General features: G+C 36.8%; 17 protein-coding genes and 1 pseudogene. 3 read left to right on the top strand and 15 right to left on the bottom strand.

Annotation, left to right across the window (positions count from 1 at the left end; all coding sequences use genetic code 11):
- The first annotated feature begins 191 nt into the window (after nucleotides 1-191).
- A complete protein-coding gene (locus QZV03_RS08590; RefSeq protein WP_296875857.1) occupies nucleotides 192-1,661 on the top strand; it encodes a (R)-citramalate synthase in 1,470 nt (489 codons plus the stop codon).
- 1 nt (nucleotide 1,662) lies between these two features.
- Nucleotides 1,663-2,154 carry a KEOPS complex subunit Cgi121 gene (gene cgi121 / locus QZV03_RS08585; protein WP_296875855.1) on the top strand — a complete coding sequence of 164 codons (492 nt, stop codon included), beginning with the start codon at nucleotides 1,663-1,665 and terminating at the stop codon, nucleotides 2,152-2,154.
- Here cgi121 and QZV03_RS08580 read toward each other — a convergent pair.
- The 8 genes from QZV03_RS08580 to QZV03_RS08545 all read right to left on the bottom strand — a co-directional run bounded on the left by QZV03_RS08580 (nucleotide 2,132) and on the right by QZV03_RS08545 (nucleotide 8,370).
- Nucleotides 2,132-3,085 (bottom strand): DegT/DnrJ/EryC1/StrS family aminotransferase, encoded by a 954-nt coding sequence (locus tag QZV03_RS08580; protein ID WP_296875853.1) that lies wholly within the window; start codon nucleotides 3,083-3,085, stop codon nucleotides 2,132-2,134. The two genes, cgi121 and QZV03_RS08580, sit on opposite strands and share 23 nt — an antisense overlap.
- Nucleotides 3,078-4,259 carry a hypothetical protein gene (locus QZV03_RS08575; RefSeq protein WP_296875851.1) on the bottom strand — a complete coding sequence of 394 codons (1,182 nt, stop codon included), beginning with the start codon at nucleotides 4,257-4,259 and terminating at the stop codon, nucleotides 3,078-3,080. The genes QZV03_RS08580 and QZV03_RS08575 overlap by 8 nt, the downstream gene beginning before the upstream one ends.
- Before the next feature lie 48 nt (nucleotides 4,260-4,307).
- The gene (gene guaA, locus QZV03_RS08570) at nucleotides 4,308-5,234 is read right to left on the bottom strand and encodes a glutamine-hydrolyzing GMP synthase (RefSeq protein ID WP_296875850.1); all 927 of its coding nucleotides are present in this window, start codon (nucleotides 5,232-5,234) and stop codon (nucleotides 4,308-4,310) included.
- Nucleotide 5,235: 1 nt separating this feature from the next.
- Nucleotides 5,236-5,496 (bottom strand): hypothetical protein, encoded by a 261-nt coding sequence (locus QZV03_RS08565; protein ID WP_296875848.1) that lies wholly within the window; start codon nucleotides 5,494-5,496, stop codon nucleotides 5,236-5,238.
- 8 nt (nucleotides 5,497-5,504) lie between these two features.
- On the bottom strand, nucleotides 5,505-6,062 hold the full coding sequence (locus QZV03_RS08560; RefSeq protein ID WP_296875846.1) for a GMP synthase subunit A: 558 nt from the start codon (nucleotides 6,060-6,062) through the stop codon (nucleotides 5,505-5,507).
- Between the two features lie 57 nt (nucleotides 6,063-6,119).
- Entirely contained in the window at nucleotides 6,120-6,614 is a 495-nt protein-coding gene (locus QZV03_RS08555) for a hypothetical protein (RefSeq protein WP_296875844.1), read from the bottom strand.
- 230 nt (nucleotides 6,615-6,844) lie between these two features.
- Complete coding sequence (gene trxB / locus QZV03_RS08550) at nucleotides 6,845-7,756, bottom strand: thioredoxin-disulfide reductase (RefSeq protein WP_296875843.1); 912 nt, start codon at nucleotides 7,754-7,756, stop codon at nucleotides 6,845-6,847.
- Between the two features lie 74 nt (nucleotides 7,757-7,830).
- The gene (locus tag QZV03_RS08545; RefSeq protein ID WP_296875841.1) at nucleotides 7,831-8,370 is read right to left on the bottom strand and encodes a glutathione peroxidase; all 540 of its coding nucleotides are present in this window, start codon (nucleotides 8,368-8,370) and stop codon (nucleotides 7,831-7,833) included.
- Nucleotides 8,371-8,705: 335 nt separating this feature from the next.
- On the opposite strand from QZV03_RS08545, the pseudogene QZV03_RS08540 reads away from it, so the two are divergent.
- Nucleotides 8,706-9,912 (top strand): annotated as a pseudogene (locus tag QZV03_RS08540) (hypothetical protein).
- 21 nt (nucleotides 9,913-9,933) lie between these two features.
- On the opposite strand, the gene QZV03_RS08535 reads toward QZV03_RS08540, so the two are convergent.
- The 7 genes from QZV03_RS08535 to QZV03_RS08505 all read right to left on the bottom strand — a co-directional run bounded on the left by QZV03_RS08535 (nucleotide 9,934) and on the right by QZV03_RS08505 (nucleotide 17,781).
- Nucleotides 9,934-10,116: a hypothetical protein gene (locus tag QZV03_RS08535; protein WP_296875840.1), complete on the bottom strand. Its 183-nt coding sequence runs from the start codon at nucleotides 10,114-10,116 to the stop codon at nucleotides 9,934-9,936.
- Nucleotides 10,117-10,692: 576 nt separating this feature from the next.
- The gene (locus QZV03_RS08530; RefSeq protein ID WP_296875838.1) at nucleotides 10,693-11,481 is read right to left on the bottom strand and encodes a sulfide-dependent adenosine diphosphate thiazole synthase; all 789 of its coding nucleotides are present in this window, start codon (nucleotides 11,479-11,481) and stop codon (nucleotides 10,693-10,695) included.
- Between the two features lie 242 nt (nucleotides 11,482-11,723).
- Nucleotides 11,724-13,595, bottom strand: coding sequence for a Glu-tRNA(Gln) amidotransferase subunit GatE (gene gatE / locus QZV03_RS08525; protein WP_296875837.1), 1,872 nt, complete (start codon nucleotides 13,593-13,595; stop codon nucleotides 11,724-11,726).
- Nucleotides 13,596-13,604: 9 nt separating this feature from the next.
- Nucleotides 13,605-14,915 carry a Glu-tRNA(Gln) amidotransferase subunit GatD gene (gene gatD / locus QZV03_RS08520; RefSeq protein WP_296875836.1) on the bottom strand — a complete coding sequence of 437 codons (1,311 nt, stop codon included), beginning with the start codon at nucleotides 14,913-14,915 and terminating at the stop codon, nucleotides 13,605-13,607.
- Between the two features lie 9 nt (nucleotides 14,916-14,924).
- The gene (locus QZV03_RS08515; RefSeq protein WP_296875835.1) at nucleotides 14,925-16,370 is read right to left on the bottom strand and encodes a 2-oxoacid:acceptor oxidoreductase family protein; all 1,446 of its coding nucleotides are present in this window, start codon (nucleotides 16,368-16,370) and stop codon (nucleotides 14,925-14,927) included.
- 12 nt (nucleotides 16,371-16,382) lie between these two features.
- On the bottom strand, nucleotides 16,383-17,495 hold the full coding sequence (locus QZV03_RS08510; RefSeq protein ID WP_296875834.1) for a 3-methyl-2-oxobutanoate dehydrogenase subunit VorB: 1,113 nt from the start codon (nucleotides 17,493-17,495) through the stop codon (nucleotides 16,383-16,385).
- Nucleotide 17,496: 1 nt separating this feature from the next.
- Nucleotides 17,497-17,781 carry a 4Fe-4S dicluster domain-containing protein gene (locus QZV03_RS08505; protein WP_296875833.1) on the bottom strand — a complete coding sequence of 95 codons (285 nt, stop codon included), beginning with the start codon at nucleotides 17,779-17,781 and terminating at the stop codon, nucleotides 17,497-17,499.
- Nucleotides 17,782-17,794 lie beyond the last annotated feature (13 nt).

Raw genomic sequence — 17,794 nt, 5'->3', positions numbered from 1 at the left:
GGGTTATACCTGGACTCGTTTCGATCCCAGTAGTGAAGTCCTTTTGCGTTTTGTTTGTGTACTATGGTTTTCTATGGGAATTTCATTTCGCTGCAAGCTTTCTCTATTACAATTATTATTCACTACTATTTTTTTAACTGTTTTTTTAATATTACTTAATGGTGTTATTGCATAATTTTTGGTGATTTTTCATGAATATTAAAGTTTTAGATACCACATTGCGTGATGGGGAACAAACTCCTGGTGTTTCATTGACATCTTTAGAAAAACTAAGAATCGCTTCTAAACTTGATGAAATAGGAGTTGAATTTATTGAGGCCGGTTCTGCAATTACTTCTGATGGTGAACGAGAATCCATTAAAGAAATCACAAAACAGGATTTCAATGCGGAAATTTTAAGTTTTGCCAGACCTTTAACACTGGATATAGATTACTGTTTGGACTGTGATGTGGATGGTGTCAATCTTGTGGTTCCAACTTCTGAATTGCATATTCATGATAAATTAAACACTACTTCTGATAAGCTTATAGAATTATCCAATAATGCAGTAGATTACTGTAAGGATCATGGTTTGGTTGTGGAATTGTCAGCAGAGGATGCTTCAAGAAGTGATGTTGATTTTTTAAGGGAAGTATATGTCCATGCCATTAATCATGGTGCGGACAGAATTTGCGTATGTGACACTGTAGGTATTTTAACTCCGGACTCTTCATTTGAATTGTTTTCTAAATTGAATGATTTGTCAGTTCCAATTGCTTGTCACTGTCATAACGATTTCGGTCTTGCCGTTGCAAATACATTATCTGCCATTAAGGGCGGTGCGACAGAAATCCATACCACCATCAATGGTATTGGTGAGAGGGCAGGAAATACCTCTTTTGAAGAGTGTGTCGTCAGTATAGACAGGTTACTTCCAGAGTTTTCAACCAACGTTAAAATCAATCAGATTTATCACCTTTCCAAACTTGTTGCAAGATCCACCGGTGTATATATTCAACCCAATAAGGCAATTGTTGGTGAAAATGCATTTGCTCATGAATCTGGTATTCATGCCGATGGAATTATTAAAAATTCTGCTACCTATGAGCCTATGACTCCTGAACTTGTTGGACGTAAACGTAAGTTCATTTTAGGAAAGCATATGGGAACTCATGGTTTGAACAACAGGTTAAATGAATTGGGATTTAATGTTAATCAGACTCAACTTGAGCAGATTTGCAGTGATATTAAAGATTTGGCCGATAAGGGAAAGACAGTAACCGATGTAGATTTGCACATCATAGCAGACAATGTTTTGCAAATCAATCAGGAGGATCTTATCAAACTTGATCAAGTTACAATAGTTTCAGGAAATAAGGTAATGCCTACCGCATCCGTTAAAATCACAGTGGATGATGATGAAATTATAAATTCCGGTGTAGGGTTAGGTCCTGTTGACGCTGCAATCAATGCTTTAAAGGATTTGGACATATTTAACGATATTGATTTGATAGAATATCACGTAGATTCACTCACCGGAGGTACTGACGCTTTCATTGATGTGATAATCAAACTTCAAAAGGAAGATAAGGTTGTTTCTGCAAGAGGTACTGAGGCCGATATTATCAATGCCAGTGTGAAGGCGTATATTGCTGGTGTAAATAGACTTTTAAGGGATTAACATGGATATGGATAACATAAAAATTTTAGGTTTTAGGGCAAACATAGATTCTGTTGGAGATACTCTTGATAGGATTAATTCCATTAAGAGGGATGGTGAGATTATCCAACTTCTGAATGCGGATTCCATAGTCAGTAAAAATCATATAATCCATGGTGTTAACCAGGCTTTCCTTGCATTTGAAAGGGGTGAAAACCTGGCCAAGGATATCAGTGTTGAAATCGTTTTGAGGTGTTCTGCTCAAAGACAGATTTCAAAGGCATTTAATCTGTTGGGGTTACATGAGGGGGAAATGAATTTATGTGCCGTTTTAATTAATTGTGATGATTATTCAGATGAGTTGTCCGGTCTTTTTACTTTGGATGAGAGTGTGCTGACACCTGATGATGAAAATCTGATTAAGGTTTATAATATAGGTGAGGTAGAGCTTGAAAACATGTCAGTTGAAGAAATCATCATTGACAGAATAACTAAACTTGCAGTTGACTACTGACCTCTTCAATTATCATGTCTAATTTTTCTTTTCTAAGGCAGGCATAGTCAAGGTTTTTTATCTCTATGCATATTGCCTTCTGTTTTACCCTGTTGTAATTTGGACAGGTGGTTATGAAGCCGCTTTTTTGGGTGGTCAGTGTCTTTTTCAAATCCCAACATATTGCTTTTGCATTATCGTGTGGAATAATTACATTTATGCCTCTTTTATTTGCATGTAATGTGTTAGGTATATGTTTTTTTACATAGTCTGTTGCATTTAATGTAAGTTCCAGATTATTTTTAACATTTTGAATTTCATTATCTATACCACTACATACAATCTGTGATGTTTTGCTTAGTTTTTGTGGCAATGATGTTTTCTTGAATATTTCCTCATCGTCTGTGGAGATGAATCCTCCCTCTCCGACATTGATGATTTTTGGAGATCCGGTTGATGCAAGAATGATGTCTGAATGTCTGCCCAGCAAGTCCTTTTTATCACCGACACCCGCCGATGCATCCTCAATGGTTAGAATATCATTACTTTTGCAGTATTTGGTGATTGCTTTGATATCCTGCTCGCCGCAATATCCTGCAAAGCTTGTAAAAATTAGCGCTGATGAGTCTGGGATTTCCAACTCGTCCAGGTAATCGGTATTGATCAGTCCTGAATCGGTTTTTATGGTTATGATGTTTTTGTTTAAGAACCTGGCAATCTGTTTAAATCCGTGCCATCCTCCCTGGTCGGGGATTATGACGTCTCCTTCAACAGCTGAAAGCGCAATGAAAATGCTGTTGTTTCCGCTGGATGTGACCTTCGCATATTCCTTATCGGTCAAATCCCTGATCTGTTCGATACAACTCTTTTCATAGTCCTTTTCAATATTTCCTTTTGCAACTTCAGACATGATTTCCAAAGTTTCGCTGCTTGGGGTTTTAAACTTAAACATTCTTCTCACTTTTAAAGTACATATCCAATGTGGTCTGTTTTGTGTGAAGCATTTCATTCAGCAGTGTTCCCTGTTTGACGTATCTGCTGATAGGTATCTTTAATTTGGTTCCGGCATATTCCAGACATTTCTCCAATGTTTCAAATTCAAGGTAGGGTCTCATCATTGCTTCTTTGATGTTTTCCCTTACGTTGAAAACGCCCAGTGGCACATATCCGTCATACGCTTCCCTTAAAATTATCAGACCGGACTGTTTTTTGATTTTAAGCAGATAATCAAGAACTGCCATCTTTGCGGTGTAGTAGCATCCTCCGACAATGGAGTATTCCTTTTTGCCGCCGTTGGTTTCATAGTCTGAAAAGATCAACTCTTCATTTTTCATAAGTTGGATGAATGCCTCATACCATTCATATTGCCATTCGGTTGGGGTTAAAATGATTACATAATAATTGTTCAATGCACCGAATTCAAAAACCCTGTATGTATCCAGATTTTCAAACTTGCGCACTTCCTTTAAGAACTGGTCTGCCAGCGTTGAATCGCATGCTGTAATTGACCAGCGTGTTGGAACCAGTTTTCTTCGGTTTTTGGTTCCGATGGCACCCACTGAAAATGCCTTCTGCATAGCCGTAAACGGAACATCCTTGTTGTGCAGGTTTAAAACCGCATCTCTTGCATTCAGGTCTGTGTCATAGAATGTCTTTTCCAGCTGTTTGTCCCATCTAACCGCATCAATGTCAAACTTTTCAATGACTGCACTTGGACCGTGGGGCATGCTGTCTTCGGTTAGAAGTGATCCCCTCGGACGCTTTCCGAATGTTGCCTCGCTGTCGATTGATTTGGATGCAAGGGATATGTCCTGGAGTTTTTCCACAAATGGATTTTCCAAGTCATCAATTTTTATCAGCTGTTTTCCGCGCACAAGATTCATACGGTAGTTTATGATTTCATCCTGTGTCTTGTTCTGTCCAATCCATGATTCCGGTGAATCCATTATTGATGTGTCACCCATCTGTGAACTCATCATCGGTCCGGCATATACTTTAGGATAGGACCATCTGCCGATAAAGACTGATGGAGGGGTTGTTCCTTCGAGATTCTTCCCGACCTTGACAGACTTCATCTGTATCTGTTCTGTCAGTTTGGCTAAATATGCATTTTTTGTGGTTTTCATAATTCTTTAAAAAAAAGTAAAAGTAAATACTATTGGTTAGAATAGTATTTAGCAGAATTCGATGGTTGCAGGTGGTTTGTCACTAACTGATAATGCGACATGAGTAACTTCTGAAATTTCAGAGGTGATTCTTTTTGAGATGGTCTGTACGACTTCCCAAGGAAGTTCAGCAACTGATGCGGTCATGGCATCAATTGAGTTCACTACTCTGACAACTACCAGATAACCGAAGTCCCTTTGGTCTCCTTTAACTCCAGTAACTTTGGTGTCGGTTAAAACAGCGAAATATTGCCATACCTCTTTATCGATACCTGCAGCTTCAATTTCATCGCAAACAATCTTATTTGCTTTTCTACAGATTTCAACGTTTTCTCTGGTCAATGCTCCAACAACACGTACACCGAGTCCAGGTCCTGGGAATGGTTGTCTGTATACTGTTGTTGCAGGCAAATCAAGTTCATCACCGATTTCCCTTACTTCATCCTTGTATAAGTCACGGATAGGTTCACATAATTCCAGAACCATACCGTTTGGAAGTGCAAGGTTGTGGTGGGATTTGATTTCACCTTTGGTTTCAATCCAATCAGGTGCGATTGTACCTTGAACAAGGTATTTTGCATCGACTTTTTCTGCTTCTCTTTCGAATACGTCTATGAATATTTTTCCAATGATTTTACGTTTTTCTTCAGGGTCTTCCACACCAGCAAGCGCATCCATAAACTCGTCGGATGCATCGACAAACTTGAAGTTCAGTCTGTCTTTGAAGGTGTTGGTTACCTGTTCAACTTCACCTGCTCTTAAAAGACCGTGGTCAACAAAAATTGCAGTTAAGTTATCGCCGATAGCTTCCTGTACAAGTACGGAACATACTGAACTGTCAACTCCACCTGATAAAGCGATTATTGCTTTTTCATCACCGATTTGATCCTTGATTTTTTTAACTGCATCTTCAATAAATTCTTTAGGACTTAACATTTTATTCCTCTTCATCTTCTTCTTCGTAATCTTCAATGAGTTGTTTTATCATTGCTTCTAAACCGTTATCGTTACCGGATTCGATTGCTTCAAAAATATCGTCAAACTTAACGTATTTTTCGAGTTTTACAGATTTTGCTCCAATACCTGCGATTTTAAATCCATACTCTTCATCTCCGATAGGGATATTGATGAATTGTCTTTTTAATCCGGTTTTAAATTCATTTGCCTTGTCTCTTAAATCGTCAGCGTTATCAATCATTGTTACACCTATTCTTGACATATCTTATAGAAATTTTTAAATATTATTTCTCCTTTTGGAGTGTGATGAACTTCAGGATGGAATTGTATTCCATATACGTCTTTGTCTTTATGCTTGAATGACTCAACGTCACATAAAGTGGAACTGGCAAGTATTTCGAATTCTTCAGGAATTGTTTTCACTTCATCCTTGTGTGAAGACCAAACATCCATTTCAGGGGCCAGCCCTTCAAATAAGTTTTCATCTTTATTTATATTTATTTTAACTTGAGCATAACTTTCAGTGTCGGATGTGGTAACCTCTCCACCGTAGGCCTTAGCAATCAATTGGTGTCCGAGACAAATTCCAAGAATCGGAATATCAAAATGTTTGATGTACTCTTCACTGTTACCTGCACCCTCAAGGGATGGTCCTCCACCTAAAATAAGTCCGATCGGATTTTTAGCTTCAATTTCCTCTATTGTAAGAGTGTTTGAAACGAGTTCGGACGGAATATTGAGGTATTGCAAACTTCTTTGTATTCTGTGATTGTATTGTCCCTTGTTATTAATTACTAATATTGTCATCATTATACTCCATTAAAATATAATGATATTATTTTTGATTTTTATAATAATTAAATATTATTCTATAATTTTTATAGATTGTGCAATTTGTGTGATGAATTCCACATCTCCTCCCTCAACAATAATGTAGTGTGTGTCGTCATGATATATCACTGCAACATCAGTGTCATTGGCACCGTCAATCACTTGTGTATTGATGCATCTTGTCAGCTTGTCTGAGAGCTTGGTCACATTATTTGCCTTATCTTGGGTCATGTTTTCTATTGAAGATTTGGTGAAGTCTATCTTTTCGCCATTTTGTGAATAGTATTCGTTTTCGATGTATTGCTTGTTGAATGAGGTGATTGTCAAATCATCACTTCTGCTTCTGTGACCCTCCTTGATTGTGGGGTCGTCCAGATCAAGGTCCATAAATTTAGTTCCCGCAGGAACTTCAACTGAAAACTCCTTAAAATTAACTGTTTCTTTTTGATTGTTCAATCCAAATCCGATTGCAATCAAAACTGCAATTATAAAAATTAAAATCAGTGTATTCCTATTCTTTTTTTTCATATATTAATGTATTGTAAAAAATAGTATATATATATTAAAAAAAGAGAAGCACCACAAATTTATATATTAAGATTAATATATTTGAATTACATGGAACTTCAAGATTTGATATTTGTAATTGTCGCTATATTGATAGCAGTGGCCTTATTGAAAATATTCATGTGGTTACTGCCTGTAATTGTTGTATTGGTTATTGCATTCTTTATTTACATGTTCTTGCAAGAACGTTACTAGCTTAAGTCGTGGTATGCTGAAGTTGCAGCCACTGCACCTTCGCCACATGCAACAATCCACTGTTTTAGACCAACACAAACATCACCTATTGCATAAACATAATCCACATTGGTTTTCTGTTCAGTGTCAATGATAATGTGTCCGGACGGATCCAGTTCTACACCCAGCTGTTTTGCAAGTTCGGTGTGCGGAATGTAACCTACGCTGATGAACACTCCGTTTATCGGAAGTTCTGAAAGTTCACCTGTTTTTGTGTCTTTCAATATTACTGATTCAACAAGCATTTTGCCTTTGATTTCTTCAACGGTAGCGTTGAGAATTGTGTTGATTCCGGCTTCTTTGATTTGGTTTTGCAATTCTCTTTGTGCACGGAATTCGTCCCTTCTGTGGATTAGGGTAACGTTTGCACCTAAATTGTTCAGGTATAATGCCTCCTGAAGTGCACTGTTTCCTCCACCCACCATGACGATGTCACGGCCCTGGAAGAAAAATCCGTCACATGTTGCACAGTAGCTGACGCCCTTTCCCTTGAATTCCTCTTCTCCTTTGGCTTCAAGGTGTCTGTGTGAACTTCCTGTTGCAAGAATTATTGTTTTTGAGAGATATTCGTCCTTGTTTGTTTTGACTGTGAAGCGGTATTCATCATCATTTTTGATTATTTCTGTTACCTCTTCCATTTCGTGCAGCTCACAGTTTTTAATCGCCTGGGCCTTCATCTTTTCAATCAGTTCCAAACCTGAAATGTTTTCAAAACCTGGATAGTTTTCCATTTCCGGAACTTCACGGCCAAGCCCTCCTGCAAGGTCACGGTCGATAATCAGGTTTTTTGTTCCCTGGCGGCCTGCATAAATTCCGGCGGTTAGCCCACCGGGTCCTGCTCCAATAATGATAATGTCATATTTTTCCATTTTGTTAACCTCAATATTATTATTTGATGGTATTGGTTAAAAAATAGTGGTAAAATAAAAAAGTTTTTTAAGGATTATAATAAATCCTTAACTGCGTTTTTAACGTCGCCTAAGTCTTCTGTTGGCTCGAATCTGCGAACAACATTTCCTTGGCGGTCAACTAGGAACTTGGTGAAGTTCCATTTGATGTCGTTGTTGTCTTTGTAGTGTCTGTCTTTTGCTTTTAACATCAGTTTCAATGCGGTTGCGCCTTTTCCCTTGATGTCTGTGAAAGGCTGTTCGTTTTTAATGTATTCAAATAAAGGATCTGCATTTTCACCGTTCACATCGATTTTATCAAAGATTTGGTATGGTACCAGCCATTTGTTGCGGCATACCTCTGCAATTTCTTCTGTGCTTCCAGGTGCCTGTGCACCGAATTGGTTGCATGGGAAATCGAGTATTTCAAAACCTTCATCCTTGAATTCATTGTAGATTTCGTTCAGTTCTGTGTATTGTGGTGTGAATCCGCATTTGGTTGCTGAATTTACGATCAATAATACTTTGTCTTTAAATTCAGAGAGGGAAACCATGTTTCCGTCACTGTCTTTTACTTCAAAATCATATACTGACATTTTCTGTTCTCCTTTTTTGTTTAAGCGGCATGCCTAAAAATTTCGGCATACCTAAATTTATTGTTTCAATATCTATCCTATTAAGTATATAAAGGTATTTGTACCTTTAAATCAATGTAATATAATCATTCATTTCTGGGTAATATATTTCTGACCATTTTGACTATCATATTTCAATTTTTTTGAGTCTGTAAAATTTTATAGGTTTCTTTCAAATCTTATTTTTTTTACAATTGAAATTTCACTTCGATAAAAATTCGTTTTAATTTTTCTTAAATTTAAAAACAAATGGTTAAAAAATAGTTAATTACTTAAATAAATGAGGACAAATAATAATTTATGACCAAACAAATTTTAAATTTCTCAATAGTAATATAGACTTTATAAAACTTAAACTTTTTGATTTTTCTGACAAAAAAATTGATCATGAAAAAATCATTTCAGAAACACTAAATAAAAACCCAAAAATTAAAAATACAAATCAAAAATTATTTTATATGAAAAATAACATATTTAGATACGATAATTCAATTTGTTAAGTTGTGGAAGCTATAAAATAATCAAAAAAGGTACAATAACAAAAAATAAACAAAATGTCAATGGAAACATCACAGAATTCAGAGAACAGCAATATCAATGCAAAAAATCTAACAAAAAAATTCGGAATAAACAACAATCCACTAATAAAAAAATATAAACAATATTTGCAAGAAATAATTGATAAAATACCTGAAATAATGGGAATTGGATATCAATCACTTCGTAAAATAAGCAAATACTTCCAATTATTCCTTAGAATACAAATATCTCACCAAACAATCCGAAACCAAAATCACGAAGAAACAATCACCAACAAGAAATTCGAATATTCTGGCTACTATTTATATGATGAGCAATTTTAAGACTCAATGGAGTTAGACACTACAGATAAACATTATATGATGCAATACTCAATATTTCAGCCTCAGAAAGAATTGTACATCGCAGAATGCCAAAAAACACGAAAAATTTATCCTAGATTCAACTGCAAATAAACCATTTATTTGCTTAACAACAGATTTATTCTCAATGTATCGTAATGTAGCAGATAAAATAGGAGTAAAACATCAATTATGTACATTTCACATATTTCAAACAATTAATCACAAATTAAAGTGTATTGTCGGTGAAATAAGATAAATTGTAAAAAAAAGAGATTATATTACGAAAATGCGCAAGAATTAAAAAATTGCTTCAGAAAAAATTCAAAACAAGAAGCAATCGAGCAATTTAAACAATATTTACAGAATTACAGTGCCATTCCAGTAGAATTTAAAGATTTCATAAGAAAATATATCATAAATTACTTCCACAGCTATGTAGAACACTTAGATGATGAAAATATAGAAAAAACATCAAATAAAGTAGAAAATTACTACAGACAAACCAATCCAGAAGTAATAAAGAAATTATGCAAAACTAAAAAAAGGAATTCTGACATTTTTAGACTTCCAAATGCAAAATTGGACACAAAAATATTTAAAAAATCAAATAAATCTATAAAATTTTACCGACTCAAATTAATCAGAATACTTTAATGTTTTTGAAGCCGAAAAAATCTCTGCTCCAGTTGACTTCATGTTTAATATCTTGGATTTTCATATCATATGATTTCTTTTCACAATATTTTTCTTGAAACATTTTTTGTTTTTTAAAACCGTCATCGGAAGAATTTACCATGTTAATGCTTGACTCAATGAAACTCATAGTATCACCTTATAATCATCATGTGCAAATTATCATTCATGTTCCTTGCACTTGTTAATTTATATATTGGGGATTTATATAAAGTTTTTCGACTGTAAGTGCCTATTTGCATTGTAAAATTAAAAATAAATTATTAATAGTTCTTATATTTAAAATCAGATGATTCTATATTGTTTAATAATATTAAAAAGATAATTGGAATTCTATAAAATTTAAAGTTTTTTCAAAAAAGAGAGTAGTTTGGTGTTTAAGTGACTAGCTTAAACACCCTTTTGAGGAAAATTATATTTTGGCAGATTTTAAATTTTCCAACGACTTGTATTTAACGAATTTATAATGCTTTTGGCAGTTAAGCATTATATGTTGTGTATTATGTTGAACATATTGGACCAGTAAAATTGTGAAAATATAATTCAATAGATTCCAATTTTGGAGAGTTTTCATTATTTGACTAATGATTAGAGTGTTTTAGGTAAACCTAAATTTCATCTCTACTTATTACTTTGTCGTGATAGTATATAAAGCTTTCTATTTTTTTAGGCATACCTAAAAATTGGTGATGGTTTTTTGGTAAAATTATTTTCTGTTTTCCAGATCTTCAGCAACCTTTTTGGCAACATACTCTCCTGAAAGTAGCATTCCTCCAAAAATTGGTCCCATACGCTGTGATCCGTGAACTGCATTTGCAGCCATTCCGGTAACGTATAATCCTGGATACACTTCATTTACATTGTCGAGTATTTTGCCTTCGGCCCTGTCTGCCCACATGGATTTTTCACCCATGATCTTTCCGGTCTGTGTGTTGAGGGGTTCCTCCATTTTTTCCTGTACAATTTTGATAATTTCCAATGGGTGTCCTGTTGCATCAATAACTGCACGGGATCTTACTGTTAGTGGGTCTATATGTAGACCACTCATTTCAACTGAACTCCAGTTGAGCACCACTCCGTTTATTCCGTTTTCACGTACCATTAAATCCTCAATTGACATGAGATTAAACACTTTAAGACCAGCTTGAGTGGCTTTAGATGTAAGTGTTGAGGTGCACTCTATGGAGTCCACCACATAGTAGTTGTCCTGATATTTTTTGTAGTTGATTCCGAATTCATCAAGAATTCTTCTTCCTTCCTCCTGGACTACAACTTTGTTGAACATCATTCCACCTCCCCACATTCCTCCGCCTATGGAGAGTTTTCTTTCAAACAGTGCAACTTTATATCCTGCTTTTGCAAGATAATAACCTGCAGTAATTCCGGAGGGGCCTCCGCCACCAATGGCTACATCAATGTCTGTGTAGTCGAGAAAGTCGTTCATAAACTCTTCTATGATTGCTCTTGAAACAATAATGTCATCTAATTTTTCCACATTATCACCATCTTATAATCTGATATCTGTGATATATAATATTTCCTTAAAATATGAATATTTTATATTAAAAATTTTTAAAATCCTTTTTTGATTAAATTTTCTTAAAAACATCATTTAAAAATGTACAAAATATAGATTTGAAATTAATATTCTGGAAAAATGAGTTAATATCTGATATTAAATAGAAATACTAATATAAAATTTAAAAAAGAGTTTTTTGGAAACTCAATTGAGTTTCCCTAGATTAATTTTTGAATTTCTTCACGAACAACCTGGTTAACCAATTTTCCATCGGCTTTTCCTTTAAGTTGTTTCATGCACATTCCCATCAAAGGACCCATGGCACCCATCTGACGTTCTTTAACCATTGCCTCATTGTTTGCAACAATTTCGGAAATGATGCTTACAACGTCATCATCGCTGAGCATGGTCAGGTTGTTTTTCTCAGCAATTTCAGATATGTCCATATCAGGAGCTTTAATGGTTTCAACAGCCAATTTACGAACGCTGTCCTTTGCAATTTTACCTTCGCCAAGTAATGTGAAAATTCCCTTGAAGTGATCAAGAGTCAATATGCTGATGTCATGGCCTTCCCTTTTGATTTCACGTAAATCGTAAGCTAAAAGTGAAGCGACCGGTGTTGCATCAACATCAACATCTGCTAAAATTGCTTCAAACATGTCTGCTTCCTGTCTTTTGACAAGCTGGCTAGCCAAGTCTTCACTTAACTTGTATTCCTCAATGATTCTTGCCTGTTTTACATCAGGAAGTTCCGGTAAATCGTTAGCTATTGGCTCAACCCTGTCAGGGGTGATTTTGAATAATGGAATATCGGTTTCAAGATACATCCTGTTTGCTGTAGGAAGTGGTCTCATGTATTCGGTGTTACCGTCTTCAAGTGCCTTACGGGTTTCTTCAACAACACCTTCAAGACCGAGATTTGCCCTTCTTTTAACTTCTTCAAGTGCGGAAATGGCAATGTCCTCATCATGTGCAACAATGATGAATGCATCATCTTCACCGATGTTTAAGAATTCGCTTACCTTGTCGACTTCCTCTTGGGTTATGCCGTATGCAGGCAATTCGTCTGAGTGGAAAATTCCTGAAACTCCACGTTTTTTAGCATAACTTGCAATTTCAGTACCGAATCTTCTGCCTGGCTGTACTTCACGGCCGATTTGTCCGTCAAAACCTTTCAATACAACTGCCTTAATGGTTTCGGCGGATTTCAATATTTTGGACTCAGTATCCTCAAACAGTTCATCCAAGTCATGGATTTCTTCCAGCACTTCAGCGTTTCTTGCTTCAAGCTGTTTTTTGATATCGATTAATTCCAATTGTCTTTGGACTTCACGGTTCACGATTTCAGCCATCAGGTCAAGGTCCTGAACACCCTTGATTTCAACACGTGCACCTTCTGCAATGGAAATGTTCAAATCCTGTCTGATGGTACCTAATCCTCTTTTAACATTGGTACTTCTTAGGATTTGACCAAGCATATATGCAACTTCCCTTACCTGGTCAGGATGGTGCATTGAAGGGTCTGTTGTGATTTCAGCCAATGGTATTCCTAAACGGTCAAGTCTGAATTCTGTAAATCCGTCTTTTGTTTCAACTCTTCTTGCAGCGTCCTCTTCAAGACCAAGGCTTTCAATGATTACCTTACCGTATGGTGTGTCAAGATATCCGTCGGTTGCAACCATACCGGTTCTCTGGAACCCTCCGGTGTTACTTCCGTCGATTACCTGTTTACGCATGGTATGGAATTCATCAACGATGTGCATGTTCATTAGGCATGCTATTGTTATACAGATGTCAAGAGCCTCTTCATTTAGACTGTGAGGTGGCTCATCATCGTTTTCAACAAGACAAGTATGCTTTTCAAAGTTTTCATATTTGAAATTCAGTCCCCTAAGTGATTCCTGAAGTGCAGCACGGTCGATTTCACCAAGTTCTGATTGGGTTGGCCTGAGTTTTCTTTGAACGAGCTCGTCAAAATCATCGTCAACAAGTTCTGTTTTACAGTGACAGAACAGTTTATGTTGACTGTTTAACTGTTGGTGAATTTCAAGTCCCATTTTCAATCCTAATTTTTCATAATCATAATCCATGCTATCACCTTAGTTTAAGAAATCCCTGATTGAGGATTTTTGTGAAATTTCACCTGCTATGTCTGTTTGCATAATCTCTTTAACTTCTGCGTAATCGTCACTTTGACCTAATGCCCAGCATAATTTGACATATGTGGTTTCAGGAGTCATGTCCAAACCGGATATCACTCCAGCATCCAGTATTTCACGTCCGGTTGAGTAAACGTTCATGTTGACCCTTCCGTAAAGGCACTGTGAAGTCATGATGACAGGAATGTTTTCATCTTGTGCTCTTTTAAATGAGTCAATAAGGTTGTTTGGAACATGTCCAAGACCGGTTCCTTCAATTACAAGACCTTTGTAGCCTTTGTCAATGTGATATTCAATGTATTCCTCAGATATTCCAGGAAAACTTTTGATCAATCCGACTTTTTCCTCGAAAGCGGTGTTTAATTCCAGTTCGTTTTCGCCACGTTTGGTGTATGAGTATTCAGGATTGATGTTTACCTTCTTGTCTTCGATTTTAGCTATTGGCTGAGCATTGATGCTTCTGAAGGTGTCCCTTCTTGAAGTATGCATTTTCCTTACCTTTGTTCCCTTATGGAGGTAGGTGTATTTGTCGTTTAAACTTCCATGCATACAGACGCAAACCTCTGCAATGTCTGATTTTGCAGCTATCACTGAATCGATCAGGTTGATGTTTGCATCACTTGAAGGTCTGTCTGAACTTCTCTGAGCACCTGTAACAATAACTGGAACAGGGGTTTTCAACATAAAACTCAATGCCGCTGAGGTATAGTGCATTGTGTCTGTACCGTGAGCTATCACAATACCGTCGGCACCATCTGAAATGTCATTGGCCACCTCTTCTGCAGCCTTTGCCCAGTATTCAGGCTTCATGTTTTCACTTAGGATATTGTATAATGCCTTTACATTGTAGTTGGCATAATCCAAAAGTTCAGGATTTGCCTTTACAAGGTCGGATGCAGTAAATTTAGGGTGCACCGCACCGGTACGGTAATCGATAACTGATGATACGGTTCCTCCGGTTGACACGATTGAAATGTTCTGTTTTGAATCGTCATGGGGAATTTCAGTCTCATCATAACCGATTTTCGGTTTTTCTCCTTTTTCTATAAGCTCAGCGGTAGTACCTTCGATAGCTACACCAATATTGTATCCGCTTGACAGTTTGATTACAAGGTATCCGTCATCGGCGTCTTCAGGCCTGTCAAGTAGGATACCGGTATAGGTGATATCCTCTTTATGCACTTTGATGGTATCTCCTATACTTAAACCGTAATTTTCAATATATTTTTCACTATTTTCCTTATATGTCATTAAATCACACTATGAATTGTTTTTAATCCATTCTGCTCCTGCTTTCAATACGTCAATGTTTACGTCAATGACTTTTGGTTTGGATGCAAACATTTCACGAATAGCATTTTCATAGGATTCACGTTTTAAAACATCGCCTAATTCAGTTAAAGCTCCTAAAAGTGCTGTGTTAGCGGTTCTGGCATTTCCGTGTTCTTCTGCTATGTCAACACAAGGCATTGCAATAACCTTCACGTCACGATCTGTTTCAAAATCGCCGATTTTAGCGTCGTATAGTATAACTCCTCCTTCCTTGACGTCCTGTGAGAACTGTTCAAGTGAAGGTTTGTTTAAAGCGATAAGAATGTCAATGTCATCAACAACAGGTGTACCGATGGTTTCATTTGAGATAACCACTGAACAGTTGGATTTTCCTCCCCTTTGTTCAGGTCCGTAGCTTGGATACCATGAAACATGCTTTCCTTCAGCACATGCCGCTTGAGCTATTGTTAAACCTGCACTCAATACGCCCTGACCTCCGAATCCGGAAACCTTGATGCTGACAGGTTCAATATCCTCATCGACATATCCTACATCATCGCCTCTATTAACATTAAAGATTTTATCCAATGATTCAGTTGAGAAATCACTTGCAGGCCTTTGAACAGGTTGTTTAGTATATAGATTATTTCTGAAGTTTTTAACAGGGAATTCTTTTTCCATTTGTTCTTCAATGAATTTCTGTGCACTTACAACATCCTGTTTTAAGTTGGTTGGGCAAGGTGACAGAACTTCAACGAATGAATAACCTTTTCCTTCTTTTTGAACGGTCAATGCCTGTTTGATTGCATATTTTGCAAGTCTGATTTTTAAAGGATTAGCAAGTGAAACCCTTTCGATAAATACAGGTGCTTTAAGAGTGTTGATTAACTCACACATATGTGTAGGGTGTCCTGCATAATCAGGATCTCTTCCGGTTTGACATGTAACTGTTTTTTCACCAATCAATGTGGTTGGAGCCATTTGTCCACCTGTCATACCGTAAACGGTGTTGTTTACGAAGAATACTGCAATTTTTTCTCCACGGTTTGCAGCCTGTAATGTTTCATTCAAACCGATTGATGCAAGGTCTCCATCTCCCTGATAACTCATGACAATCGCATTGTCTTCAGCTCTTGAAATTCCTGTAGCTACTGCAGGTGCTCTTCCGTGAGCGGTCTGGAAGTTACCGCAGTTGAAGTAGAAATAAGCATATACGGAACATCCAACTGGGGAAATCATAACGCATCTTTCCTGTATTCCAAGTTCATCCATACATTCTGCTATTAATTTATGTAAGATACCGTGTCCACAACCAGCACAGTAGTGAGTAGATTTAATGTTGGTTCCTTTTCTAGGATACTCTTCTAAAAGGGATTGTGGATTTCTACGGATTTGTAATTCATAATCTTTGTCATTAAATTCTTGTTCACTCATTTTTCCACATCCTTAATCTATAATATTTGGACTAGCTTTCTCTTCACTTCTTTTTGAAGTGTCAATTTCTTCATCGAGTCCTGCGATTTCATAAATCTTAGCGAGCACATGTTTAAGTTCAATGAGGTTTCCACCCATTCTGTTAACAAGATATGTGTCTTCTCTTCTGAGTGCAGCATATTGAACATCTCTTAACAGTTGGCCGTTACTCATCTCAACTGAGATAAAACTAACTCCTTTATCAGATAATTCCTTAATTCTATCAATTGGGAATGGGCTTAATGTTATAGGCCTTAAAAGTCCAACTTTAACGCCTTTTTCACGTGCTTTATCAACAGCTGATCTTGCAATACGGCTGCTTATACCATATGATACCAAAACGATTTCCGCATCTTCCACTTGATATTCATCAACAATGACTTCTTCAGCATCGATTTTAGCGTATTTTTCCTGAAGTTTGTAGTTGAAATCCTCTAGCTCATTGAAATCATTGAAAATGGAGGTAATGAGATTATCCATTGTTTCTGCATTTCCTTTTACTGCCCAAGGCTTGTCATTTGCAGGTTCAATTGCCTTTTCAGGGAAAACTAATGGTTCAGCCATTTGACCTAATGTTCCATCTGCTAAAACAACAACTGGGTTTCTCCATTTGTCTGCAAGTTCAAATGCCTTCATGGTCAAGTCACACATTTCCTGAACGCTGTTTGGAGCTAAAACTATGTTTTTATAGTTTCCATGGCCTCCACCATGAACAATCTGATTGTAGTCTCCCTGTTCCGGTCCGATGTTTCCAAGTCCAGGTCCTGCTCTCATGATGTCAACGATGACTGCAGGCAGTTCAGCACCTGCCAGGAAAGTGAAACCTTCCTGCATCAAACTAATACCTGGTCCTGAAGATGAGGTCATTACTCTGTGGCCGGTTCCTGATGCACCATAAACCATGTTGATGGATGCCTCTTCACTTTCAGCCTGTACAAAGTTTCTTCCAACCATAGGGAAGTATTTTGAAGCTTCATGTAAAATTTCACTTGCAGGAGTAATTGGGTATCCAAAGAAACAGTCACAACCGGCATACATTGCACCAATGACAACTGCGGTGTTTCCTTTTACCATTTGATTGCTCATTTTAGTTTCCTCCTTTATTGGCCACTTTGGCCTTAATCATTTTTGCAACACTGTCGTTGACAATATTTTTTATTTGATGTACTTCAAGTCCTAATGGTTCAGGGCATGTAAAGTAACAGTCTTTACATCCGGTACAACCATTGCCGCTGTAATAAGCATATTGATATCCTGCGTCGTTCATATCTTCTGAAAGTAATATTGCGTTTTGAGGACATCCTGTGATGCATCTCATACATCCTTTACAAATTTCCTTATTTATAACTGGATAAGATATTTCCTCTATCATTATATCATCTAAC

It is taken from the genome of uncultured Methanobrevibacter sp. (genome assembly GCF_902788255.1).
Lineage (GTDB): Archaea > Methanobacteriota > Methanobacteria > Methanobacteriales > Methanobacteriaceae > Methanocatella.
The sequence above is the reverse complement of the archived record's forward strand: the minus strand, read 5'-3'. Positions and strand labels throughout refer to the sequence as shown.